Origin of the sequence: Pseudomonas anatoliensis, from assembly GCF_017976235.1 — a bacterium.
GTDB lineage: Bacteria > Pseudomonadota > Gammaproteobacteria > Pseudomonadales > Pseudomonadaceae > Aquipseudomonas > Aquipseudomonas anatoliensis.
Genome location: NZ_JACVHC010000008.1, coordinates 81,511 through 105,743, shown reverse-complemented (window position 1 = coordinate 105,743; position 24,233 = coordinate 81,511). Strand labels below are relative to the sequence as shown.

Here is a 24,233-nt window from a genome sequence, read left to right as displayed (position 1 = left end):
TGAACCCTATGCCTGGCGAATCCCCTGCTGGCGCTCCGGCGACCGGCTCTTCCGTCGACTTTGAAAAAGTCGGCTCGGACTACTTCCAACAACGCGAATTGAAAAAAGGCGCCGCCGGCTGGGTTCTGCTGGTGGGGCTTGGCGTCGCATATGTGATTTCAGGCGACTATGCCGGCTGGAACTTCGGCTTGGCGCAGGGCGGCTGGGGCGGCATGTTCCTGGCGACCTTGCTGATGGCCACCATGTATCTGTGCATGTGCTTTTCCCTGGCCGAACTGTCCTCGATGATTCCCACCGCCGGTGGCGGCTACGGCTTTGCCCGCAGCGCGTTCGGCCCGTGGGGCGGCTTCCTGACCGGTACCGCGATCCTCATCGAATACGCCATCGCACCCGCCGCAATTGCCGTGTTCATCGGCGCCTATTGCGAGTCACTGTTCGGCATTGGCGGCTGGATGATTTATCTGACGTTCTACGTCATCTTCATCGCCATCCACATCTTCGGGGTCGGCGAAGCGCTGAAGTTGATGTTCGTCATCACTGCCGTCGCAGCGCTGGCGCTTGGCGTATTTCTGGTGGCGATGGTGCCGCACTTCGACGTCGCCAACCTGCTCGACATTCCGGTGACCAGCGCTGCCGGCGCCAGCCCTTTCCTGCCGTTCGGCTATGTCGGCGTCTGGGCGGCGATTCCCTACGCAATCTGGTTTTTCCTCGCCGTTGAGGGCGTGCCACTGGCCGCCGAAGAAACCAAAAACCCTAAACGTGACCTGCCACGCGGACTCATCGGCGCCATGCTGGTGCTGCTGGCCTTTGCCCTGCTGATCCTGATCGTCGGGCCTGGTGGCGCGGGCGCCAATTCGCTGCTGACGTCGGGCAACCCGCTGGTTGAAGCGCTGAGCAAAGCCTATGGTGGCTCGACCTGGATGGGCAGTTTCGTCAATCTCGTGGGCCTGGCCGGGCTGATCGCCAGTTTCTTCTCGATCATCTATGCCTACTCGCGGCAGATTTTCGCCTTGTCGCGCGCAGGCTACCTGCCGCGAAAACTCTCCGAGACCAACAAAAGCAAGGCGCCCGTGCTGGCCCTGATCATTCCAGGGATCATCGGTTTTGGTCTGTCGCTGACCGGCCAGGGCGACCTGCTGATTCTGGTGGCGGTGTTCGGCGCGACCATTTCCTACGTACTGATGATGGCGGCGCACATCACGCTGCGCATCCGCCGCCCCAAAATGGATCGGCCGTACCGCACGCCCGGCGGCATTTTCACCTCCGGTGTGGCGCTGGTGCTGGCTTGCATCGCCGTGATCGCGGGTTTCCTCGTCGATCCACGGGTGGTGATCGGTGCCGCTATCATCTATGGAGTGTTAATTGCTTACTTTGCTTTCTACAGTCGACATCACTTGGTAGCAGGTACGCCGGAAGAAGAATTCGCGGCGATTCAGAACGCTGAAAAAGCCCTGCACTGACTGTCGAAAACCACGGCGCAGGGGCACACCTGCGCCGTCACGGAGAATTCTGTATGGCGAGTTTCGCTCACACGGTCGGCGCCCAGACCTACCGCTTCGACAGCCTCAAGGACGTCATGGCCAAGGCCAGCCCGGCGCGTTCCGGGGACTTTCTCGCGGGTGTTGCCGCACTCAACGACGGCGAGCGCGTGGCCGCGCAAATGGCACTGGCCGACATACCGCTGACGCATTTCCTGCAGGAAGCGCTGATCCCCTACGAAGCCGATGAAGTCACCCGGCTGATCATCGACACTCACGACAAACCGGCCTTCGCCGTGGTCAGCCACCTCACCGTCGGCGGTTTTCGCGACTGGCTGCTCAGCGACGCCGCCGATGAAACCAGCCTGCGCGCCCTCGCCCCCGGCCTGACCCCGGAAATGGTTGCCGCCGTGTCGAAGATCATGCGCGTGCAGGATCTGGTGCTGGTGGCGCAGAAGATCCGCGTGGTCACAAAGTTTCGCGGCACCCTCGGTCTGCGCGGGCGCCTGTCGACGCGCCTGCAGCCCAATCACCCCACCGACGAGCCCTCCGGCATCGCCGCGAGCATTCTCGACGGTCTGCTGTACGGCAATGGCGACGCGATGATCGGCATCAACCCGGCCACCGACAGCATCGCCTCGATTTGCGCGATGCTGGAAATGCTCGACGCGATCATCCAGCGCTACGACATCCCGACCCAGGCCTGCGTGCTGACCCACGTCACCACCTCGATCGAGGCGATCAACCGTGGCGTGCCATTGGATCTGGTGTTCCAGTCGATCGCCGGCACCGAGGCGGCCAATGCCAGTTTCGGCATCAACCTCAATGTGTTGCAGGAAGGCTACGACGCCGGGTTGAGCCTGAACCGCGGCACCCTCGGGCAAAACCTGATGTATTTTGAAACAGGGCAAGGCAGCGCCTTGTCGGCCAACGCCCACCACGGTGTCGATCAACAGACCTGCGAGACAAGAGCCTACGCCGTGGCGCGACATTTCAAGCCGTTTTTGGTGAACACCGTCGTAGGATTTATCGGCCCGGAATACCTCTACAACGGCAAACAGATCATCCGCGCCGGCCTCGAAGACCACTTCTGCGGCAAGTTGCTCGGTGTGCCGATGGGTTGCGACATCTGCTACACCAACCACGCCGAAGCCGATCAGGACGACATGGACACCCTGCTGACCCTGCTCGGTGTGGCGGGGATCAACTTCATCATGGGCATCCCCGGCTCCGACGACATCATGCTCAACTACCAGACCACCTCGTTCCACGACGCGCTCTACGCACGCCAGACCCTGGGCCTGAAACCGGCGCCGGAATTTGAACAGTGGCTGGCGAACATGGGCATCTTCACCCAGGCGGACGGCAAGGTCCGCTTCGGCAACAACCTGCCGCCGGCCTTCCGCCAGGCCTTGGCGCAACTGGGATGAGCCTGATGGATAAACCGCCTGTCGACCCACAAAACCCATGGCTGGAACTGCGTCGCCTGACCCCGGCGCGAATCGCCCTCGGCCGCACCGGCACCAGCCTGCCAACCAGTGCGCAACTGGATTTCCAGTACGCCCACGCTCAGGCGCGGGATGCGGTGCATCTGCCGTTCGATCATGCCGGGCTCAGTGCGCAACTGAGTGAGCGTGGGCGCGAAAGCCTGCTTTTGCACAGCGCAGCGGTGGACCGCAACAGCTACCTGCAACGCCCGGACCTGGGTCGCAAGCTCAGCGATGAGTCAGCGCAGGCCTTGCGCGATTACGCAGCGGCCCATCCGGGCGGCGTCGATCTGGCGATTGTCGTGGCTGACGGTCTATCGGCGCTGGCGGTGCATCGCCATACCCAGCCGTTTCTGCTCCGGCTGGAAGAGCAAATGGGCGGCGACGGCTGGTCGATTGCGCCCCTCGTTCTGGTGGAACAGGGTCGCGTTGCCGTCGGTGATGAGATCGGTCAACTGCTCGGCGCAAAAATGGTCGTCATGCTGATCGGCGAACGCCCGGGCCTCAGCTCCCCGGACAGCCTCGGTTTATATTTCACCTACAATCCAAAAATCGGATTGACCGATGCTTATCGCAATTGCATTTCCAACGTGCGGCTTGAAGGCCTGAGCTACGGCATGGCGGCCCATCGCTTGCTGTACCTGATGCGCGAAGCCTGCCGGCGACAGCTGTCGGGGGTCAATCTGAAGGACGAAGCACAGGTTCAGACGCTGGAGTCGGACGCAGGTGCGGACATGAAAGGAAACTTCCTACTCCATCCGCCCCAAACCTGAACCGTTTCCGCATTGCGTTTCTGCGCTGGTTTAAGGCAGGATCGACGCACGGCCGCCAGGGTTTCCCATCGCCGTCAGAGCAGTTGAAGACAGCCACTTGAAGACGAGACCTATCATGCGGATTATTCAAGCGACCCTCGAACATCTGGATTTGTTGACTCCGTTGTTCGTCAAATATCGCGAGTTCTACGGCTCCCTGCCTTACCCGGATTCCTCCCGCGCGTTTCTCGAAAAACGCCTGCGCCGCAAAGAGTCGGTGATCTATCTGGCCCTGGCCGATGATGACGACAAAAAGCTGATGGGCTTCTGTCAGCTGTATCCGAGCTTCTCCTCGCTGTCGCTCAAACGCGTGTGGATCCTCAACGACATCTACGTCGCCGAAGACGCCCGCCGACAACTGGTCGCCGATAACCTGATCCGTACCGCGAAGAAAATGGCCAAGGAAACACAGGCCGTGCGCATGCGCGTCTCCACCAGTGCCAACAACGAAGTGGCGCAGAAAACCTACGAATCGATTGGCTTCAAGGAAGACACCGAGTTCAAGAACTACGTGCTGCCGATCAGCGACGAGCTCTGAAGTCAAAAGATCGTCCGAAGGTTCGGGGCGCGCCCGGACGATCTTCTCCCAACTCCCGATATGCGCTGTTTCCCTGACAATTCCTCACACCCCGACATCCGCCGCTACAAAACCAACACGCGCGTCATCATTCAAACCGTATAATCCCGATCTTTCCGGCTTGTAAGAAAAACTACATCCCGCTGTAGGCTTACACGAAGTCATCCGCACAGGCCCACAGAGTAGGGCCGCCATACAGGTGCCCCCATGGATTTCAACCCGCTCGACCTTATCCTGCATCTCGACGTTTACCTCGACTTGCTGGTGAACAACTACGGGCCGTGGATCTACGCCATCCTGTTTCTGGTGATTTTCTGTGAAACCGGCCTGGTGGTGATGCCATTCCTGCCGGGCGATTCGCTGCTGTTCATTGCCGGCGCTGTTGCGGCCGGCGGCGGCATGGACCCAGTGCTGCTGGGCGGTCTGCTGATGCTCGCGGCAATCCTGGGTGACAGCACCAACTACGTCATCGGGCGAACGGCTGGCGAAAAACTGTTCAGCAACCCGAACTCGAAAATCTTCCGCCGCGACTATCTGCAAAAAACCCACGATTTCTACGACAAGCACGGCGGCAAAACCGTGACCCTGGCGCGGTTCCTGCCGATCATCCGGACTTTCGCACCGTTCGTCGCCGGTGTAGCGAGGATGCCGTACCCGCGCTTCTTCGGTTTCAGCGTGTTGGGCACCATCCTCTGGGTGGGCGGGCTGGTGACCTTGGGTTACTTCTTCGGCAACGTACCGTTCATCAAGAAAAACCTGTCGTTGCTGGTGGTCGCCATCATTCTGCTGTCGCTGATTCCGATGATCATCGGCGTGGTGCGCAGCCGTTTTGGCGGCACTAAAGTCCAATCGCACTAAGCCGATGTGGTCGCTGAGCGCCTGGCGCCGCCGGCGGATTCTGGCCAGGCACCCGATTGCCGACGAGATGTGGCAACGGGTGCGCCATCACCTGAGCTTTCTTGATGGCATCACGCCCGCTGAAGATCAGTGGCTGCGCGAAGCCTGTGTGCTGTTTCTCGAAGACAAACACCTGAGCGCCCTGCCCGGCGTCGAATTGCATCAGGAACAACGCCTGCTGCTCGCCGCCCAGGCGCAATTACCGCTTTTGCATCTGGGCGATTTGAACTGGTATCAGGGTTTTCACGAAATCGTTCTCTATCCCGACGACTTCCTCAGCCCACAGCGTCACCGCGATGCCAGTGGCGTCGAGCACGAATGGGATGGCGAACACAGTGGTGAAGCCTGGCAGCAGGGGCCGATCATCCTCGCTTGGCCGGGCGTGATAGCCAGTGGTGGCTGGGAAGGCTACAACCTGGTGATCCACGAACTGGCGCACAAACTCGATATGCTTAACGGCGACGCCAACGGCCTGCCGCCGCTGCACACCGACATGCGCGTCAGCGACTGGGCCGACGTGATGCAGACGGCTTACGACGATCTCAACCGCCAGCTCGACGACAATCCTGACGCAGAAACCGCCATCGATCCCTACGCCGCCGAGAACCCGGCCGAGTTCTTCGCCGTCACCAGCGAATACTTCTTCAGCGCCCCGGATCTGCTGCACGAGACTTATCCACAGGTCTACGCGCAACTGCAGCTTTTCTACCGCCAGGACCCGTTGGGCAGGTTGCGGCAACTTCAGGCCAGCGACCCGGTCTATCAGGCGCACGACTAAGTTCTGCACGACTTTAGGTTCATGGCGTCGACGGCAGAATATGCCTATAATCGCCGCCACTTTTTGGTCAATCCGGCCAAGTGTTTTTGGTCAACTACGGGGGCAACGCCCAATGAGCTACAGCAAGATTCCGGCTGGCAAAGACCTGCCGAACGACATCTACGTCGCGATCGAGATCCCGGCCAACCACGCGCCGATCAAATACGAAATCGACAAAGACAGCGATTGCCTGTTCGTTGACCGTTTCATGGCCACCCCAATGTTCTACCCGGCCAACTACGGTTACATCCCGAACACCCTGGCTGACGACGGTGACCCCCTCGACGTGCTGGTTGTAACCCCTTACCCGGTTGCGCCAGGCTCGGTAATCCGCGCTCGCCCGGTCGGTATCCTGAACATGACTGACGACGGCGGCGGCGATGCCAAAGTTATCGCAGTGCCACACGACAAGCTGTCCCAGCTGTACGTCGACGTGAAGGAATACACCGACCTGCCACCGCTGCTGATCCAGCAGATCGAGCACTTCTTTGCGAACTACAAAGATCTCGAAAAAGGCAAATGGGTCAAGATCGAAGGCTGGGCCGGTGCAGACGCCGCCCGCGAAGCGATCACCAAGTCGGTTGCTGCCTACAAAGGCTAAGCTTCACGACTTGTGACAGGCTTGAAAAAAACCCGGTTGATCCGGGTTTTTTTTTGACCTGCCAGCCCGACTTAAACAGCCTGTTTATTGCGGACTACAGAAAAGTTTTAACCTGTGTAATTTCCCACAAGCACGTCTTACATCCAGTCGCAAAATTCAGCCCGTTTTTGAACGTCAGGTTTATTCAAACCCCTGTAGCACGGCCGTAGACTCCGTGTTTATGAGAAAGAACACTAGCGGTCCAAGATTCAAGGCACTCCTGGAAAAAGCGAACATCTCCACCACGGGTTTCGCGAAGTTCTGGGGCACGGAAGCCCAAAATGTCCACAACTGGTACACCCGGGGCGTCCCGGCGTATCGCATGGAAGAAGTCTCACGCCTGCTGTCCGTCAACAGCGAATGGCTGAAAACCGGTGAAGGCACAAAAGAGATACCAAGCCTGACCCCGCCCGCGAGCAATGGCGACACCTTTGACGCTCACGCCATCCGCGGCGTCTACACCGTCATCGACCCCAATGACATCGACCTGGCGTTCTTCAAAGAAACACCGCAGACCAACGGCTCTGGAAAAACCCACGTCATCCAGGACCCGGACCTGTCCATCCGCCTGCTGCGCGCGCACCTCGATCAACTGGAAATCCGCCCAGGCGACGCTATCTGCGCGCACATGATCGGCAACAGCATGGCCGACCGCATCGATGACGGTTCCATCGTCGCCATCGACCGAAGCCTCACCCAAGTCGTCGACGGCGAAATCTACGCCATCGAACACGACGGCATGCTGCGCATCAAATACCTGCACCGCATGCCCGGCAACGGCCTGCGCCTGCGCAGCCACAACAGCGCCGAATACCCGGACGAAGTCTTCCGCCCCGCACAAATCGAAGAGCAGCGGATCCATATATTGGGTTGGGTGTTCTGGTGGTCGACGCTGAGCAAACGAAGGCCGGTGGTGCCGTTTCTCTGAGTTGGTTTGGCTGATTCTGTATTCACACAGAACACTGTGGGAGCGGGCTTGCCCGCGAAGAGGCCCGGAAAAACAGTGCAAAATCCTGATTTGTACCGCTACGGTCGCTCTAACCCGCACTTCACACTGGGAATCCAAAGCAAAACTCAGTATCCTGCGCCCCACATTCGCGCATCGCCCCGCTCCCGCGGCTCAGATGACGCCCGACGCGGCAGACCAACGTCTGACCAAGTCCCACAGCCGGACGCAGATCCGGGTGTACGTTTTGAAGGCTGGCAAGGCTTACCAAAAATAGGCCAAGCCAGTCCCCGAGAAGCCGGCCACAAGCCGGCTTTTTAATGCCTGCCTAAAAACCTGAATCGGGACTTGTTGTTCACCGGGCGTAATGGTTACGGTAACGACAAGCGTCATTACAGGTATTTCATCATGGCATTCATCAGAATTCACATTGACGACGATCTGAAGCAGCGCTCCTATACCGAACTCGAAAGGTTAGGTATCACGCCCTCAGAGCTTTTGCGCCAAACACTTCAGTACGTCGCCGACCGGGGCAAGTTGCCATTCAAAACGGCGCTACCCAGTGATCAGGATAAAAAACTGATTGCCGTCGCCACCGAACGTATTGCCACTCCTCAGCGGGTAACGGTAAGGCTGGATGACCTATAACTCTCTCGCCCAGTGATGACTAGGTCTGAAATCGGTCAGCAGCCTGCTGACCGATTCAATTGGGCAGCAACCTGCTGCCCATTCCCCCTCACGGATAACTAAACGCCTTAACTAACGTCAACTCCCCAGCCGTCCGCATCGGGATCAAAAACGTCTCCATCTTCTCGCTCGGCGTACCTTCTTCAGTAATCACCGTCACCTGCGCCGTCGTCAGCGCCTGCACTGCTTCATCCCCACCTTCGTCATCCCCGCGATAGCCACCGCCGTAGTAATTCACATACACCAGATACTGGCCCTTGATCGGTGCCGGCATGGCGAAGATTTCCGGGCCGTAGCCGGTGGTGACGTCGACGTCGAGGGCGCCGCCGTTGGGGGCGGTGCGGTTGCCGTACCAGATGTGGCCGCCGTCGGGGGTGACGAGGTGCAGGTCGAGGTCGGTGCCGTCGCTGTCCCACGCGAGCAGGACGCGCAGTTTGGCCGGGGTGGCGCCGCCGCTGGTGTTGAGGAATTGGGTGCGGTGGCGTTGTTTGCCGTCGGGGCTGCGGACTTCGACGCTGTTGCTGCCGTTGGGGAAGGAGAATGGGCGGTCGAAGCGGCCGGCGTCGTCGATTTTCAGCGGCATGCTGACGCCGTTGACGATGAGGCGGCCGGGCTCTGGGCTCTTCGGTGTGGTTTTGATTTCGCCGCTGATGCGTGCGGTGTTGGCTTGGCCGATCGGGGTGTTCACCGAGGAGGCTGGGTAGTTGACGGTCTGGCGGAAGCTTTCGCCCTCGCCTTGCGGCGCGCCGCTGCGCCAGCCGCCGACCGGGGTGTCGAGTTTGACGCTGTCGGCGGCGATGGCCGGCGATAGCGCGGTTAGCGTGCAGAGCAGCAGCAAGACCTGTGGATAACGGAATGTCATGGTCTATTCCAGCAAGAGGTGACGGGCGAGCCCTTCGATGTAGGTTTCATCCTGGCCGTTGGGATGTGCTTCAAAGGCCAGGTGCAGATATTCGTGGGTGAGGTCGAGGCGATCCTGCAGGGTCAACACGCCGCGCACATAGATTCGTTGGCGCTCGCGGTCGACGAAGGGTCTGCCAAAAGCCAGTTTGCACACGGCGAACGTGCTGACTTCGTTGTAGCCGGTTTCGCTTTCAAGCTTCGGGCGCCAGCCGCGTCGTTGCTTGTGCAGCCAGTCTTGGGCGGCGGGCAGTGCTTCGCAGGAAGCGACCGGATTATCCCAACGGCTAAGGCTTGCGCGCGGATAGGCGTGGAGCAGAATCGCGTCGTAGCGCTGGCCAGCATTGGCCTGTTCGACGGCTTGTTGCCAAGCGAGTTTGTCCGGGCCGGGTTGATCGGAATGATAGGTGACGGTGCTGCCGGCCAACACCAGATCCGCGGTCCATGCGGCGATACTGCGAGACTCCGCCGAGGCCGGACGCGGGGCGACGCGTTGGCGGGTGCTGCTGTCATCGATACTCAGGCAATCGCCGTTACGCGCAGCGTTTTGCAGCAGGTAGGTGCGGATCGCCACGGCCAGCGCTTTGGCGGCTTCGGCGGGTTCGGGTTTGGCTTCGCGATCCAGCACGCGGGCGACGTATTCTTCGCGACCCAGACGCGCGACAAGTTTGTTGTTGAGCAGAAACAGTTCGCCGTCGCTGTGGATATCCAGCGCATTGCCGTTAGCGAATTCGACGCGGTAATCGCCCTGCAACGGGCCGGAAGTCACCGCCCGCTCGCCAGCCAAAACACGTAAAACCGGATAGCGCGAGAACAGCCCGACTTCGACACATCGGCCCGTCTCTGCTGGCCAAGCAGTAGGCAACACCGTCGCCAGTGCCTGACCGTAATTTCGTAGAACCATCTGACTGGTGCCACGCCCACCCGCCCACACAGGCGAACCGTCCACCGTCCAACCGGCAAATCCGCCCTGCCTCGATTGTGGATCCTGATCGCCGAGCCAGCTCCAGGTTTTCACCCGCAAGCGCCCACCCAATTCACCCACGACGTTGCCATCCGCCACATTCAGAACGACATCAAGCAACACGCGGCGCATCTGGTCTTGAGCTGGCAGCGAAGATAAAACCATTAACAAGTCAGCCACAGAAACTCGCGTGGCCGGTTGCACCATTGGCAGATCCAGCAACCACGACGGTGCCTGCCGCGTCTGCCAATACGCCCGCCAATCAGCAGAAGAAATCCCCAACCGCGCAGGCTCAAAATACAACCCACACGACTTCACCAACGCCTGATCACGTTCGATCTTGCCGCCGGCGCTGCAGCAATAAACTTCTTCTTTCGACTGCCCGCGGCATTCATAAGCGGGCTCGCGAGCGCCGGTATCCACCAGCCACGCATAAACAAACAGCTTCCACAGACTGCCCAGCGGCGCATCCAGCGAAGGTGGCAACGGCTCGCGAGCGATCAGTTGCGTTTGACTCAACGACAACAATTCGCCCTTGTAGGCCACGCGCAAAGGCTCATCCTGCGCTGTCGCCAGCGCGGGAATCACACACAACGTCAGCCACAGCAGCGGCCGCTTCATGTCAGTTGACCGTGACCTGACCAAGGGCGGCTTTCGCTTCCTGAGCCTGATGCTGCGGCGCGTAGACCTGAGTGAAGCGCACTGGCGGCAGATTGAACTGGCCCTTCTGCGAGAAACGCACGAGATGGCGCAGACGCAATTCGCCGCTCAGCGCATCCACCGGCACGGCATAAGCCAACTGCCCCGGCTCGAAACGCGCTTTCTCCAGCGCGGTCGGTTCGGTGCCGTCCTTGCCCTGCAACTTGATGCCCCACGTTGTGCGCTCGACATCGGCGCCCGGCGGCAGCGGCACTTCCAGCATGCCGTAGCGCAGCGGTTTCGGCGCTTTGCTGGTGAGGATCACTTCGTCCAGATACAGGCTGTCGCTGGACAGCGGCTTAGTGCCGACCGGTTCCAGTTTGAAGGTGAACGCTTCGTCGCCCGGCACCAGTCGCGACAGGCGACGGGTGATGGTCACGGCCATTGGATCGACGACTGGCTGTTGAGTCTGGAAACTCAGGGCCGCACGCAGCGGACGCTCCTGAGTGCCAGAAACCGTCAACACGCTCGGCACTGGCGTCGCCCCCTGCCACGTCCAGAACATCTCGCCACTGGCACCGTAGCTTTTCTTCCAGCCTTCACCCGGCGTCAGCGCAATGGTCGGCGAAGCCTGGGCGATGCTGCGTTGCAGCCAGGTCAACGCCAGTGCGCGTTCGAGCGTCGATTGCTGCGGCAACAGGCGTTGCAGCAAGGCCAGGGCGCGAGCCTGATCAAATGGTTGCAGCGACAGATTCAGCGCTTCGACAAACGGCTGCGAACTGACCGACAGACGCTGTTGCGCAGCGCCTACCTGACGATTGAATGCGTCAGGCAACGCGACTTTCGACTGCGTGGCCAGCGATGCGGTCAACACTCGCGCCGCCGCCAGACCGAGCGCCGAATCCGGATCGCTCATCACCAGACTGTCTACGCCATCGTCCATCAGGGTTTCGGCATTGCCTTCACCGGCCTTCGCCAGATCTTCCATCAACCCCGTCAGCAGCGTGTTCACCGGCAAATGCATCTGCTTGGCGAACGACAGAATCAGCGCCCGTTGCAGCAACGGCGTGTTCGGCGCCTGTTTGGCGTACACCTCCAACACCCGCTGCCAATGCTCCGGCGGCAGCGTCAGATCCAGTACCTGGCTGGCGTTCCAGTCGGCGAAGTAAGCGTACGCAGTGAGGAAAGCATCGGGCTCACCGTCGTAGCCCCACCAGGTGAAGCTCGCCGACGGCCCGGCCATTTGCACCAACCGCAGACGGCTGTTCTGCATGATCAGACGCAAGCGATCGCGGATCTGCGGGCTCGATGCCAGCGACGGATAAGCAATGCTCAGCGGCAACAAGCGACTGGCGGTCTGCTCGACGCCGCCGTACGGAAAGCTGAGCAGATCATCGAGCACCGAGCGGAACACCGCTTGCGGACTGTCATCCAGACGCAGACGAATGTCGGTCGCGTCCGCAGGCAAGCTCAGCGCCGTGTCGCCGCTGGCCACGTCGAGGCTTTGTATTTGCGTCACTTGCCAGCCGTCACCGGTTGCGCTCAAGCGTACGGCCAGGGAATCAGCGATTTTGCCGTCTTGCACCAACTCCGCCGTCCACTCGCCGGAAGCCAGTGCGAACGCCGGCAGCGGCAGGTAGTTGATGCCGTTGTTCAGGGTTACCGGCATGCGTTGTTCGGTGCCGGCGTAGTGGGTGACCAGCTCAGCCTTGACCGGTTTCTCGGCTTGGCTGAACGCGAAAATACCGAGTTGCGGCTGATCGCCCCTACGGAATTTGCTCGGCCCGCTCCACTTCAGGTACAGCGGTTTTTCCGAGCGGACAAACTGCTTCTTCTGGCCGACCTGACCGTCATCGGCGATGGCGCGGGCGGTGATGCGCCAGCGGGTCAGCGAGTCCGGCATCTTGAAAGTGAAGCGGGTTTTACCATCGACACCGGTGAGCAATTCCGGTTGCCATGCGGCGGTGTCGACGTCTTCACGACGCGGCCGCTCCAGCACTTTTACCCCGCGTTCACTGCGGTTGGCTTTGCCCGGTGCGCCCGGGCTGCCCGGCAGCGCCACGTCGTAACTGATGAACGACAGGCTGGCGCTGGTGCGCACGTTGTTGCGCCGTGGATGGTAGAAGAACTGGTCGATGGTCGGCGCGACTTCCGGCTGCAACGCGTAAACCATTTCGTCGACAACACTCACCGTCAGATGCGCCGGAATTGCTTTGCCGGCGAACTGCGTAGTCAGGTCGACGGTGACCGTGTCACCCGGCAGATACACCTGTTTGTCGGTGCTGATCGCCACGTCGATTTGCGGCGCGATCACTTTGATCCCGGCATTTTGGAAGCTGTACTGACCGCCCTTGGTGTACAGCACGGAGAAGGTCAGGTTCGGCGCGAAATTGTCCTTCACCGGAATGCGTGCGCGGTATTGGGTGTCGCTGAGTTTTTCCAGTTTCAACCAGTCGCCGCCCTTGGCCAGCAGCGCGGTGGCTTCGACCTTGTCACGCTCCAGCGACAGCAGTGCATCATTGACCGGCTCAGGAAAAGTGATCAGCGCCAGCGCTTCGTCGCCGGCCTTGTACTCAGGTTTGTCGAGGACGATTTCCACCGTGCCTGGCACCGCTTTGACGCCGTCACCGGTGACCGCATGACCGGTGGCGCCGAGGACGCGACCGTGCTGATCCTTAAGCGTCAGGTTGTAAGTGCCCGGACGTTCGAAGGCCAGACTGAAGCCTTTGTCAGTTGCCGCGAGTTTACCTTCGCCGGTGCTCTGGTCTTCCAGACGTACCCAGCCGTAAGTGCTCGGCGTGACCGCTTTGCTCTGCTCGGCGCCGCCCTCATTGGCGTAGCTGAACGCGACCTTGTCGCCGACCGCACTGAAACGCTGCGGCGCGCTCAAGCGGAAACTCGCGGCGCCACGGTCGATGAGGATTTCCTTGGTGGTCTTGACCCGATACGCCGCGCCATCGCTGGCGAACACGGTGAGCATGTAGCGGCTCGGTTTATCGGCGGCCGGCAGGTCGAGGGTGGCGTTGCCTTTGCTGTCGGTGGTCAGTTCGGTGCTGGTCAGTTCCACCGGGAATTGCCCGAGATATTGCAGTTCGTTGTCGACCATCGACAGTTGTTGCGCGCGCAGGCTCAGGGTCAGTTTGGCGTTGGCCACCGGTTTGCCGTCCGGGTACAGCAGCACCAGACTGCCTTTGACCAGCTCGCCGGTGCGGTAATCCTGCTTGGCCAGATTCAGCGAAATCTCGAAGTGTGGCTTGATGTATTCAGCCACGCGGAAGGCGCTGCTGTAGGCCTGATCCTTGTAGTTGAAGCGAATTTCATAACCGCCCGCCACCGCGTTATCCGGTAGCTGGAAGCGGCCCTGAGTGCCGGCCTTCGAATCGAGTTTCAGATCAAGGCGTTGCAGCTCGGTGCCAGTGGCATCAAGCACGCTGACATTGACGTCTGCGGCGCCCGGCAGCACCGAGTCCCGCGCATTCTTGAACTCGCGGCCGACGATTTTCAGCGACACCCAATCACCTGGGCGATACAGCGGTCGGTCGGTGAAGGCATAGAGTTTGGTGTCGTAAATTTCGCTGTCGTAATAGAAGTTTTCCGAGACGAATACACCGCCCTCCTCGTCCTCGCCGATGACGAAAGAACGCTCGGGGCTGACGTGTTTCAGGCGCAGCAAACCATCGGCATCGGTGGCGCCACTGCTCATCACGCCGAGGCCGTCGGTCCACAGCACATTGACCTTCGGCACCGAACTGCCTTCGTGCTTGCGCGCGGCCCAGACCAGCAACTCGTCACCGGCAATCTTGCTCACCGCAACGGTGTTGGAGACGAAGACCATGGTGGTCGCGCGATATTTACCGATGAGCGCTTCGACCAGATAAAGGCCCGGTTTCAACTGACCCAGCGGAATGTAAACGTTGCCCGGTGCGACGCTGACAAAGTCGCTGGAAGACCCGGCCAGGTTGACCCCGGCCGGCGGCTGAATCGGCTTGGCCTGCCACAGCGGATAACGGAACTGGCTGACCACCGGCAAGCCCGGAATCAGCGCGAATTGCGGCTGCGCGTCATACGGTGTCGGCGCCGCGATGGCGTTGCCCATCTTCAGTTCCGGCACTTCCTCGGTGACCTGTTTGCGCGACTCATAGGAGAACGCTCGCTGCATCACCCGACGGGATTTTCGGTACCAGTTGTCCCACAGATACGCGAGGGTGTTGGACAAGCCTTCGCCCTTGAACTGACCGTCGCTGACCACCCGGTGCAGGTTCTTCTGGCGTTTGAGGAAGTCCAGCGGCTTGTCGATGCGGTACACGCGAATGTCGGCGCCGCCGTAAGGCTCCATGCGGAAACGCCGATAATCGCGACCCGGCGCTTCGAGGCGAACCATGGCCTGCTCGTCGGCAGCGAAACTGCTGTCAGCCAGCAGGAAAAAACTTTCGCCGGACACCGGCGTATAGCCGCTCGGTGCAACAGTGTCTTCGGCGTTCACTACCGAAAATGGCAGGGCTAATAGCAACAGCAGAGGCAGTAAACGCAGCATGCGGGCACCGGTCATTGGGAGAGAAAGTTCAGTCGATAGACGCCGATGAAGTTGGGGTTGGCTGCGTCGGGTATCCATCGGGTGTCCTTCCATGTCATGAGTTGCTGCAGGCTTGCCGAACGCATGCCGTTGTCAGTCGGGGTGGTGGTGCCGGTGTGATAGGCGATGTAGCGGCCCATCCAGATCATCAGGTGCTGGTCGTCGCCCTGATCGAAAAACATCAGGTCACCGGGCCGCGCCTGCGACACGTCGCGGCTGACCAGATGACTGTTGAACTGAATCAGTTTGATTGCGTTGACGTACGGCCCGATCTTGCCGCCGCCCTGCTGCCATTGCTGGGCGAGCTTGCGCTGATCTTCGCTCAGCGACAGTTCCGGCGGCAGGTAACGATTGGACAGGCCATTGCTGCGCAGCCATTTGTCGTCGTGGACTTTCAGCGCTTCGTTGGCAGCGAAGCGCACCAGCCCGGCGCAATCCTGTTGATACCAGCGCGGGCTCGGGCCCTGGCTCAGTTGCTCCTGGGCGATGCGCACGAACCAGGCGCGAAACACCTGGGATTGTGCAGGATCGAGCGCAGGCGTTTCGACGGCTCGGGCGCCGGCGCTGAGTAACAGCGCGAGTAAGCCGAGGCTGCGGATCAGTGCCGTCACAGCGCTTTCCACTCCAGCGGCAGCCACTGCCAGTGACCATCCGGCTCGCTGCCTTCTGGCAAGGTCAGGGCATATTTGCCGTAGCCGCCGAGAGTGCGAAGTTTCGGGATCAGATAGGTTTGCGCGGCGTTGTAGAACACCGGTTCCATGTCTTGCGGCAGGCTGTCGAGGGTTTCCTGCTGCATCAGTTGCGCCATCGAATCCGGGCCGAAATAGATCGGCATCAGCACATCTTTGGGCAGCACATCGGCCATCGGCGGGAAGCGTTTGTCGAGGGTGCCGAGGGCCTTGTCGACGAGTTTGTCGTCGAGGGAAAACAGCAGCGTCGAGCCGTGACGGGCGAGGCTGACCTTCATGAACGCCTTGCCGCTGACTGCATCCGGATTCTCTGCGTCCTTGGCCGCGTATGGACCGAAGTTGGAGCTGACCTGACGCTGCCAGACGTGGCTCTGGCCTTCCTGTTTCTCCACCACCGGGAATACTTTTTCTTCGACGTTGGACTCGAAGGCGCCGACCATCGAACCGAACAGCTTGCCGAGATCACCGTCGAGCTTGCTGCTGTCCTCGTCTTTAAGACTGGCGACCAGCAATGGCGTGTACAAACGCGAATCGGCGTACCAGCACAGGCCCGCGGCGCCAGCCACGTGTTCGGTGAGCGTCTGCGCCACGGCGTCTTCGGCGCCGAGTTTTACCAGCAACGGCTTTTGCGGTTCGGCAGCTACCGGCAACGTTACGCAGGCACTGGCGCCCAGCGGCATGGCTTGCCAGACCGGTTTGAAATCGAATTCCGGCTGGTTTTCCAGCTCATCCATTGCGAGATAGCTGTGCCAGCCCTTGTCGTCCATGTCGAAACGCAGGCCGGCGAAGTTCGGAATGAAGCGCTGGTAGCCCATGGCGAGGACGCTGGAATTCACCGAGAGTCGCTGTTTGGTTTCCGGGGTTTTAGCAGGCAGGCCGAAGGCTTCGGGGAACAGCTTTTCGCCGTTGAGCAATGCCGCCAGTGCTTGCGGTGAAACGTGGCCGGACTCTTCGGACACGCCGCTTTCAGGGTCGTAGTACTTGGCCGGATTGGACAGCACCACCAGTTTGTCGCCGCGCGAAGCGAACAGCAGCGATTTGCTGGCGTTGTAGCTCAATTGGTACAGCGGCACCTCGTCACTGCCAACCTTGAGGTTGCCGAAAACGCTGAGTTGCGTGTCATCCAGCGCCACTTTCGCCAGCGGCTCCAGCAGCTTGGCCAAACCACCGCGATCCATTACCAGCAGAAAGTCCTTCAAGCGACCATCGGCACCGCGCCACAGCGCGACATCGGCTGGCTGATCGAAAAGTTGTTCGATCAAGCTGTCCTGCAACTTCAGGTCATGCTCGTAAATGATTCGGCGCAGACTGCCGATCAAGCCGAGGCGATCGGCGTGGGTTTCGTAATAGAAGACGAAATCTTCGGTGAGCGTGGCCTTGAGGAACGGCACCGTCAGCAGGTCTTTGGGCAACTGGCTCAGCGAGCGGGTTTCCAGCAATGCATCCGGGCGGCTCAGGCCAAGTTTGTCACCGGCAAGCTCCACCGGCGGCGCCTTGGGTTTGAGCAGCAGCCAGCCAAAACCGCCTGCTACGCCAGCCACCAGGCACAGCCCGGCCAACAGCAACGGCCAGCGCCGGGAAGGTTTGCCAGCAGGTGTTTCGGCAGCCGGGGTAACAGTGTTATCGCTCATCTTCACGCTCATTCCCAAAGCTCACGATTTCATCCATGGCGGGATACTTAATAGTTGAAAGTCTTGACCAGCAGCAGATCACCAATCGCCCGCAGGGGCACGATGAACGTCTCGCGTTTTTCGTCGACGGTGTTTTCGTTGAGCACCAGCGTGATTTGCGAAGTAATCACCTCGTTCTGGTTGCTGGTCTCCTCGAAGTTATAGCCGCCATTGCCGAAGTTGCCCCAATAGTTGACGTAAACCAGATAGGTGCCGTGCAGCGGCGCGGTCATGGTGAACATCTCAGGGCCGGGGCCATCGACGCCATCGGGGTCGAGGCCGCCGCCATTGCTCAGCGCCGGCCGCGCCCAAAAGGCATGCTGGCCATCGGGCGTGACAATGTGCAGATCCAGCTCAGCCTTTGGATCGTCCCATCCCAAGACAAGACGAATTCGCGCCGGCGTGCGCAAATTATTTGCTTCATAAAATTGCACGCGCTTGAGCGACTGGCCCTCGGCGCTGATCACCTCGACGCTGTTGGAACCGGCGCCAAAGGCATATGGCCGGGCGAAACGGCCCTGATCGTCGGTGTACAGATTCAGCGGATTGCCATTGACGGCGAGGCTGTGCGGCGGGCGCATATGGCCGATGGCCTTGAGCTGGCCCTGGATCATCGTGCGATTGCGCTGGATGCCGCGGTCGATCGGCGGCGTCGGATAGGCGACTTGCGGGTTTTCCGTGCGATCGAGAAAGCCGTGATAACGCCAGCCACCCACCGGTTCCGACAGCTCGGCACTCGGTGCGGCCAGCAGCGCGGATGCGCAGGCCATCCCGATCACCAGCAAAATGAATGAACGCATGTAATGCCTCCTGCCATGCCTGAACGAAACCTTGCACCCGATCCTCGGTACTTCACAGCCTCTAAAACTGCGTTTCGTCTGAAAGACCCGTGACTGCCGGGTCGTTGAAGGCGCGAAGATTAGCCATTCGGCGGTTTTTTAACAATCGGATACATGTGCTATCGCTGTAGGAAACCTGCCTTTTGAAGGTAGTGAGCCGAATAGCGAAGTTATTCGGCTCACAAAATGAGCCGAATAACCCTGAATCACCACAAATCCTGTGGCGAGGGGATTTATCCCCGTTGGGCTGCGCAGCATCCCCAAAAGTTAAGAACACCTATCTTCAGGTCTACAGAGTCAGCATTGATTACGACTGCTGCGCAGCCGATCGGGGATAAATCCCCTCGCCACAAGGGATCTTTGTTCTTGCTGACATCGCCCCGCTCATTTGCCCATACCCCCCCTATCTGCTAGTGTAGCGCCGGTTTAACGTCAACCGGAAACTGCCGCCATGGCCCGCAAAAAAGCTGCACTGGATTTCGAACAGTCCCTCGCCGACCTGCAAACACTGGTCGAGCGTCTGGAGAACGGTGAATTGTCGCTGGAAGACTCGCTGACCGCTTTCGAGCAGGGCATCGGGCTGACCCGTGACTGCCAGGCAGCGCTGGCTCAGGCCGAGCAGAAGGTGCAAGTGCTGCTGGAGCGCGATGGCGAACTCGCCGAGGAACCCTTCGACGCGGAACAGCCAGAATGATTGCAGCGTATTCGGCGACCAGCCAGGCCCGGGTCAACGCGGCACTGGAAAGCCTGTTCAACGCCCCGTTGCCGGAGCTGGCGCGCCTTTACGAGGCCATGCGCTACAGCGTGATGAACGGCGGCAAACGCGTGCGTCCGCTGTTGGCCTACGCCGCGTGCGAAGCCCTCGGTGGCAAGCCTGAGCAGGCTAACGGCGCGGCCTGCGCGGTGGAGCTGATCCACGCCTATTCGCTGGTGCACGACGATTTGCCAGCGATGGACGACGACGACCTGCGTCGCGGCCAGCCCACCACTCACAAAAAATTCGATGAAGCTTGCGCGATTCTCGCCGGTGACGGCTTGCAGAGTCTGGCGTTCAGCGCCTTGCTCGATCCGCGCCTGAGCGACCTCAGCGCCGATATCCGTTTGCAGATGGTCAGTGCGCTCGCACTGGCCGCAGGCCCGGCTGGTATGGTCGGCGGTCAAGCCATCGACCTCGGCTCGGTCGGTCTCAAGCTCGATCAAAAAGCCCTCGAGCAGATGCACCGGCACAAGACCGGTGCGCTGATCGAAGTCAGCGTCAAACTTGGCGCCTTGGCCAGCGGCCGTGCCGAGCCGGATGAACTGCAATCCTTGCAGACTTACGCACAAGCCATCGGCCTCGCCTTCCAGGTGCAGGACGATATTCTCGATGTCGAAAGCGATACTGAAACCCTCGGCAAACGCCAGGGCGCCGATATCGCCCGGGATAAGCCGACCTACCCGGCGCTGCTCGGCCTGGACGCGGCCAAGGCCTACTCCCTGGAGCTGCGCGATCAGGCCCTGCACGCCCTGCGACCGTTTGACGCGGCAGCCGAGCCGTTGCGCGAGCTGGCCCGGTATATCGTCGAGCGCCGCAGCTGACGGCGAATCGGCCAAAAAAGATCAACGCGTGGGCAGTGGGCGATGCATCAGGTAAACTGCCGCATCTTTTATACCTATAACGATTCGCCTGATGCCCACGACGTTTCATGAGATTCCCCGCAAGCGCCCGACCACGCCCCTGCTCGACCGTGCGAATACGCCGGACGGCCTGCGCCGGTTAGCCGAAGCCGAGCTGGAAACCCTGGCTGATGAGTTGCGCCTGGAATTGCTCTACACGGTCGGCCAGACCGGTGGGCATTTCGGTGCCGGTCTGGGCGTCATCGAGCTGACCATCGCGTTGCATTACGTCTTCGACACCCCGGACGACCGGCTGGTGTGGGACGTTGGTCATCAGGCTTATCCGCACAAGATCCTCACCGGTCGCCGTGAGCGCATGGAATCGCTGCGCCAGAAGGACGGCATCGCCGCTTTCCCGCGTCGCGCCGAGAGCGAGTACGACACCTTTGGCGTCGGCCATTCCAGCACGTCGATCAGCGCAGCGCTGGGCATGGCGATTGCCGCCCGCCTGCAGAACAGTGATCGCAAGGCGATTGCCGTGATCGGCGACGGCGCATTGACCGCCGGTATGGCCTTCGAGGCGCTGAACCATGCGCCGGAAGTCAACGCCAACATGCTGGTGATCCTCAACGACAACGACATGTCGATCTCGCGCAACGTCGGTGGTCTGTCGAATTATCTGGCGAAGATTCTTTCCAGCCGCACTTACGCGAGCATGCGCGAAGGCAGTAAAAAAGTGCTGTCGCGCCTGCCCGGCGCCTGGGAAATCGCCCGCCGCACCGAAGAATACGCAAAAGGCATGCTGGTTCCAGGCACCCTGTTCGAAGAGCTGGGCTGGAACTACATCGGCCCGATCGACGGCCACGACCTGCCGACCCTGATCGCCACGCTGCGCAACATGCGTGACCTGAAGGGCCCGCAATTCCTGCACATCGTCACCAAGAAAGGCAAAGGCTTCGCCCCGGCAGAAGTCGATCCGATCGGTTACCACGCCATCACCAAACTCGAACCTGTCGACGCACCGGCCGCTGCGCCGAAGAAAACCGGCGGGCCGAAGTATTCGGCGGTGTTTGGCGATTGGCTGTGCGACATGGCCGCAGTTGATCCGCGCCTGGTCGGGATTACCCCGGCGATGAAGGAAGGCTCGGATCTGGTGGCGTTCAGCGAGCGCTTCCCGCTGCGTTATTTCGACGTGGCGATTGCCGAGCAACACGCGGTGACGTTCGCCGCCGGCATGGCCTGCGAAGGCGCAAAACCGGTAGTAGCGATCTACTCGACGTTCCTTCAGCGCGGTTACGACCAACTCGTCCACGATGTGGCGGTGCAGAACCTCGACGTGCTGTTCGCCATCGATCGCGCCGGCCTGGTTGGCGAAGACGGCCCGACCCACGCCGGCAGCTTCGACCTGTCGTACCTGCGCTGCATCCCGGGCATGGTCATCATGACCCCGAGCGATGAAAACGAATTGCGCAAAATGCTCACCACCGGTCATCTCTACAACGGCCCGGCGGCGGTGCGTTATCCGCGCGGCAACGGCCCGAATGCGGCAATCGAGAAAGACCTCGAACCGATCGAGATCGGCAAAGGCATCGTTCGGCGTCAAGGCAGCAAAGTCGCCCTGCTGGTGTTCGGCGTGCAACTGACCGAGGCGCTGAAAGTCGCCGAGAAGCTGGATGCGACAGTGGTCGACATGCGCTTCGTCAAACCACTGGACGAAGCTCTGGTACGCGAGATTGCCGGCAGTCACGAGTTGCTGGTGACCATCGAAGAGAACGCGATCATGGGCGGTGCCGGTGGTGCGGTCAGCGAATTTCTTGCCCGCGAGAATATCCTCAAGTCGATGCTGCATCTGGGTTTGCCCGATGTTTACGTCGAGCATGCAAAGCCTGTGCAGATGCTGGCCGAGTGTGGGCTGGATGAGGCCGGGATCGAAGCGTCGATTCGCGAGCGTCTGGAACTGTTGAACCGCTAACGCGGCCCCCTGTAGGAGCTGCCGAAGGCTGCGATCTTTTGATCCTGATCTTCGGCAGCTCCAGACTTTTTAAAAGCAAAATCAAAAGATCGCAGCCTTCGGCAGCTCCTACACGGTTTTGCATAAACCATGGATTGCCATGAAACTCTCGCGTCTCGCCCTGCCCTTCCTTCTGCTACCGACCGCCAGCGCTGTCGCCGACACTTTCGAGCGCGATCAAGCGCTGAAGCTATCGGACGTGTTGATCAGCGCCAATCGTCAGGTCGAAGCGCGCAATGACAGCAGCGCCGCCAACACCGTGTTCACCCGCGAAGACATCGATCGTCTGCAACCGAGCGATGTGCCGGACCTGCTGCGTCGTGTGCCAGGCGTGCAAGTAGCGCAAGCAGGTGGACGCGGCAGCTTGCCCGGGGTCTATATCCGCGGCACGCAGTCGGCGCAAAGCCTGGTGCTGGTCGACGGCCAGCGCATCGGCAACTCCACTTCCGGTGACAGCAATCTGCAGCACCTGAACATCGAGCAGATCGAACGCGTGGAAGTGCTGCGCGGTTCGCGCTCGGTGATTTACGGCAGCGATGCGATTGGCGGGGTGATTCAGATTTTTACCCGCCGTGGGACTGAGCAAGGCTTGCAACCGCGCATGCATGTCGGCTTCGGCAGCCATCAAACCTGGGAGCGCAGCCTCGGCCTATCCGGTGGCGACGACAAAACCCGCTTCAACCTCGGCGCCAGCCTGGATGAAACCGCCGGGATCGACCGTACTCATGAGTCATATCCAAGCGACGGCGATCACGACGCCTACCGCAACAAGTCCGTCAGCCTGAGCCTCAGCCATGCGCTGACTGATGACATAGAAGTCGGCGCCAACCTGCTGGATAACCGTGGCAAAAGCGAGTTCGACAATCCGTTCGGCCGCTTCGACATGACCACGTTCGAAGCGGTCCAGCAACAGCCTTACAGCGATTTCAACGTTAGTAGCGTCAGCAGTTACGTCGATGCCCGGGTCAACGATATCTGGAAAACCCGCGTCGAATTCGGCCACACAGAGAACCGCGAAAAGACCCTCGACAAGCTCAGCGACGAGCGCACGGTATTCAACACCTACCGCGACTCGGTGAACTGGCAGAACGACCTGACCCTGGATGCGCGCAACAGCCTGATCCTGGGCGGCGACTGGTACGAAGACCGGGTCAACAGCAGCACCGCGTTCGACGAGGACAGCCGCTGGAACCGCGCCGCGTTCATCCAGCACCGTTATCAGGCCGACAGTTTCTCCACGGAGCTGGGTTTGCGTCACGACGACAACCAACAGTTCGGCAGCCAGAACACCTGGAGCGGCACCTTCACCCTGCCGCTTAATCCGGACAACGATCTGCTGCTCAGCTACAGCGAAGGCTTCCGTGCACCGACCTTCAACGACCTGTACTACCCTGATTTCAGCAACCCGAACCTGAAACCGGAAACCTCGAAAAGCTATGAGCTGCAATGGCGCAGCCAACTGAGCGACAGCAGTCGTCTGGAAGCGTCGCTGTACCGCACGGACCTTGAGGACGCGATCATCTTCGGCAGCAACTCACGGCCGGAAAACGTGGCTTCAGCACGGATCAACGGTTTCGAAGCAGCGCTGAAGCAGGAATTGTTTGGTTGGCAGAGCAACCTTGGCGTATCGATCATCGACCCGCGCGACCGTGATACCGGCCATACGTTGGCGCGGCGGGCACGGCGGACGTTGAGTTGGGATCTGGATCGGCAGTTTGATCGACTGAGCCTCGGCGCCAGTTGGCAGGCGGTGAGCAGCAGTTATGACGACCTGAACAACAATCAAGCACTAGGCGGCTATGCGCTGTTCGGCCTGCGCAGCAGTTGGGCGCTGAACCGGGAGATCAACCTGGATCTGAAGGTGGATAACCTGCTGGACAAGGGTCACAGCCGCGCAAACTACAGCTATGACGGCAGCCAATATGGTTATCGCGAAGAAGGTCGAGCGTGGATGTTTGGGGTGACCTGGACCCCCGAACTGCGCTGAAACTTCTGAAACTTCTGAAACTTC

Annotated in this window: 19 protein-coding genes; 13 read left to right on the top strand and 6 right to left on the bottom strand. The window is 60.4% G+C overall.

What is annotated here, in order from left to right:
- Positions 1–8: 8 nt before the first annotated feature.
- The 9 genes from eat to ICA16_RS24190 all read left to right on the top strand — a co-directional run bounded on the left by eat (position 9) and on the right by ICA16_RS24190 (position 8,302).
- Positions 9–1,460 (top strand): ethanolamine permease, encoded by a 1,452-nt coding sequence (gene eat / locus ICA16_RS24230; RefSeq protein ID WP_210701807.1) that lies wholly within the window; start codon positions 9–11, stop codon positions 1,458–1,460.
- Between the two features lie 53 nt (positions 1,461–1,513).
- Positions 1,514–2,908 carry an ethanolamine ammonia-lyase subunit EutB gene (locus ICA16_RS24225; RefSeq protein ID WP_150595224.1) on the top strand — a complete coding sequence of 465 codons (1,395 nt, stop codon included), beginning with the start codon at positions 1,514–1,516 and terminating at the stop codon, positions 2,906–2,908.
- A gap of 2 nt (positions 2,909–2,910) precedes the next feature.
- The gene (eutC, locus tag ICA16_RS24220) at positions 2,911–3,738 is read left to right on the top strand and encodes an ethanolamine ammonia-lyase subunit EutC (protein WP_414704754.1); all 828 of its coding nucleotides are present in this window, start codon (positions 2,911–2,913) and stop codon (positions 3,736–3,738) included.
- Between the two features lie 115 nt (positions 3,739–3,853).
- Positions 3,854–4,315 (top strand): GNAT family N-acetyltransferase, encoded by a 462-nt coding sequence (locus ICA16_RS24215; RefSeq protein ID WP_016773002.1) that lies wholly within the window; start codon positions 3,854–3,856, stop codon positions 4,313–4,315.
- 246 nt (positions 4,316–4,561) lie between these two features.
- A complete protein-coding gene (locus ICA16_RS24210) occupies positions 4,562–5,212 on the top strand; it encodes a DedA family protein (protein WP_042561272.1) in 651 nt (216 codons plus the stop codon).
- Positions 5,213–5,216: 4 nt separating this feature from the next.
- The gene (locus ICA16_RS24205) at positions 5,217–6,029 is read left to right on the top strand and encodes a M90 family metallopeptidase (RefSeq protein WP_210554841.1); all 813 of its coding nucleotides are present in this window, start codon (positions 5,217–5,219) and stop codon (positions 6,027–6,029) included.
- A gap of 112 nt (positions 6,030–6,141) precedes the next feature.
- The gene (ppa, locus tag ICA16_RS24200) at positions 6,142–6,669 is read left to right on the top strand and encodes an inorganic diphosphatase (RefSeq protein WP_003205933.1); all 528 of its coding nucleotides are present in this window, start codon (positions 6,142–6,144) and stop codon (positions 6,667–6,669) included.
- 220 nt (positions 6,670–6,889) lie between these two features.
- Positions 6,890–7,636: a S24 family peptidase gene (locus ICA16_RS24195; RefSeq protein ID WP_150617290.1), complete on the top strand. Its 747-nt coding sequence runs from the start codon at positions 6,890–6,892 to the stop codon at positions 7,634–7,636.
- Positions 7,637–8,062: 426 nt separating this feature from the next.
- Positions 8,063–8,302 (top strand): type II toxin-antitoxin system RelB/DinJ family antitoxin, encoded by a 240-nt coding sequence (locus ICA16_RS24190; protein ID WP_210701805.1) that lies wholly within the window; start codon positions 8,063–8,065, stop codon positions 8,300–8,302.
- Between the two features lie 88 nt (positions 8,303–8,390).
- Here the strand turns inward: ICA16_RS24190 and ICA16_RS24185 are convergent, their stop codons facing one another.
- From ICA16_RS24185 to ICA16_RS24160, 6 genes are read right to left on the bottom strand one after another with little or no spacing between them, the layout of a single operon-like run.
- Positions 8,391–9,203: a YfaP family protein gene (locus ICA16_RS24185; RefSeq protein WP_210701804.1), complete on the bottom strand. Its 813-nt coding sequence runs from the start codon at positions 9,201–9,203 to the stop codon at positions 8,391–8,393.
- 3 nt (positions 9,204–9,206) lie between these two features.
- Complete coding sequence (locus tag ICA16_RS24180) at positions 9,207–10,826, bottom strand: DUF2300 domain-containing protein (protein ID WP_210701803.1); 1,620 nt, start codon at positions 10,824–10,826, stop codon at positions 9,207–9,209.
- A 1-nt stretch (position 10,827) separates the two neighbouring features.
- Positions 10,828–15,393, bottom strand: coding sequence for an alpha-2-macroglobulin family protein (locus ICA16_RS24175; RefSeq protein ID WP_210701802.1), 4,566 nt, complete (start codon positions 15,391–15,393; stop codon positions 10,828–10,830).
- Complete coding sequence (locus ICA16_RS24170) at positions 15,390–16,028, bottom strand: DUF1175 domain-containing protein (RefSeq protein WP_150617285.1); 639 nt, start codon at positions 16,026–16,028, stop codon at positions 15,390–15,392. The genes ICA16_RS24175 and ICA16_RS24170 overlap by 4 nt, the downstream gene beginning before the upstream one ends.
- Complete coding sequence (locus ICA16_RS24165; RefSeq protein ID WP_210701801.1) at positions 16,025–17,737, bottom strand: DUF2138 domain-containing protein; 1,713 nt, start codon at positions 17,735–17,737, stop codon at positions 16,025–16,027. Before ICA16_RS24165 ends, ICA16_RS24170 begins: the two co-directional genes overlap by 4 nt.
- A gap of 47 nt (positions 17,738–17,784) precedes the next feature.
- The gene (locus tag ICA16_RS24160; RefSeq protein WP_210701800.1) at positions 17,785–18,576 is read right to left on the bottom strand and encodes a YfaP family protein; all 792 of its coding nucleotides are present in this window, start codon (positions 18,574–18,576) and stop codon (positions 17,785–17,787) included.
- Between the two features lie 490 nt (positions 18,577–19,066).
- Between ICA16_RS24160 and ICA16_RS24155 the strand changes: the two genes are divergently transcribed.
- From ICA16_RS24155 to ICA16_RS24140, 4 genes are all read left to right on the top strand, one after another.
- A complete protein-coding gene (locus tag ICA16_RS24155; RefSeq protein ID WP_003228627.1) occupies positions 19,067–19,309 on the top strand; it encodes an exodeoxyribonuclease VII small subunit in 243 nt (80 codons plus the stop codon).
- Positions 19,306–20,193 carry a (2E,6E)-farnesyl diphosphate synthase gene (gene ispA / locus ICA16_RS24150; RefSeq protein WP_210701799.1) on the top strand — a complete coding sequence of 296 codons (888 nt, stop codon included), beginning with the start codon at positions 19,306–19,308 and terminating at the stop codon, positions 20,191–20,193. Before ICA16_RS24155 ends, ispA begins: the two co-directional genes overlap by 4 nt.
- Before the next feature lie 91 nt (positions 20,194–20,284).
- Entirely contained in the window at positions 20,285–22,183 is a 1,899-nt protein-coding gene (gene dxs, locus ICA16_RS24145) for a 1-deoxy-D-xylulose-5-phosphate synthase (protein WP_150602087.1), read from the top strand.
- Between the two features lie 139 nt (positions 22,184–22,322).
- On the top strand, positions 22,323–24,209 hold the full coding sequence (locus ICA16_RS24140; protein ID WP_210701798.1) for a TonB-dependent receptor domain-containing protein: 1,887 nt from the start codon (positions 22,323–22,325) through the stop codon (positions 24,207–24,209).
- Positions 24,210–24,233 lie beyond the last annotated feature (24 nt).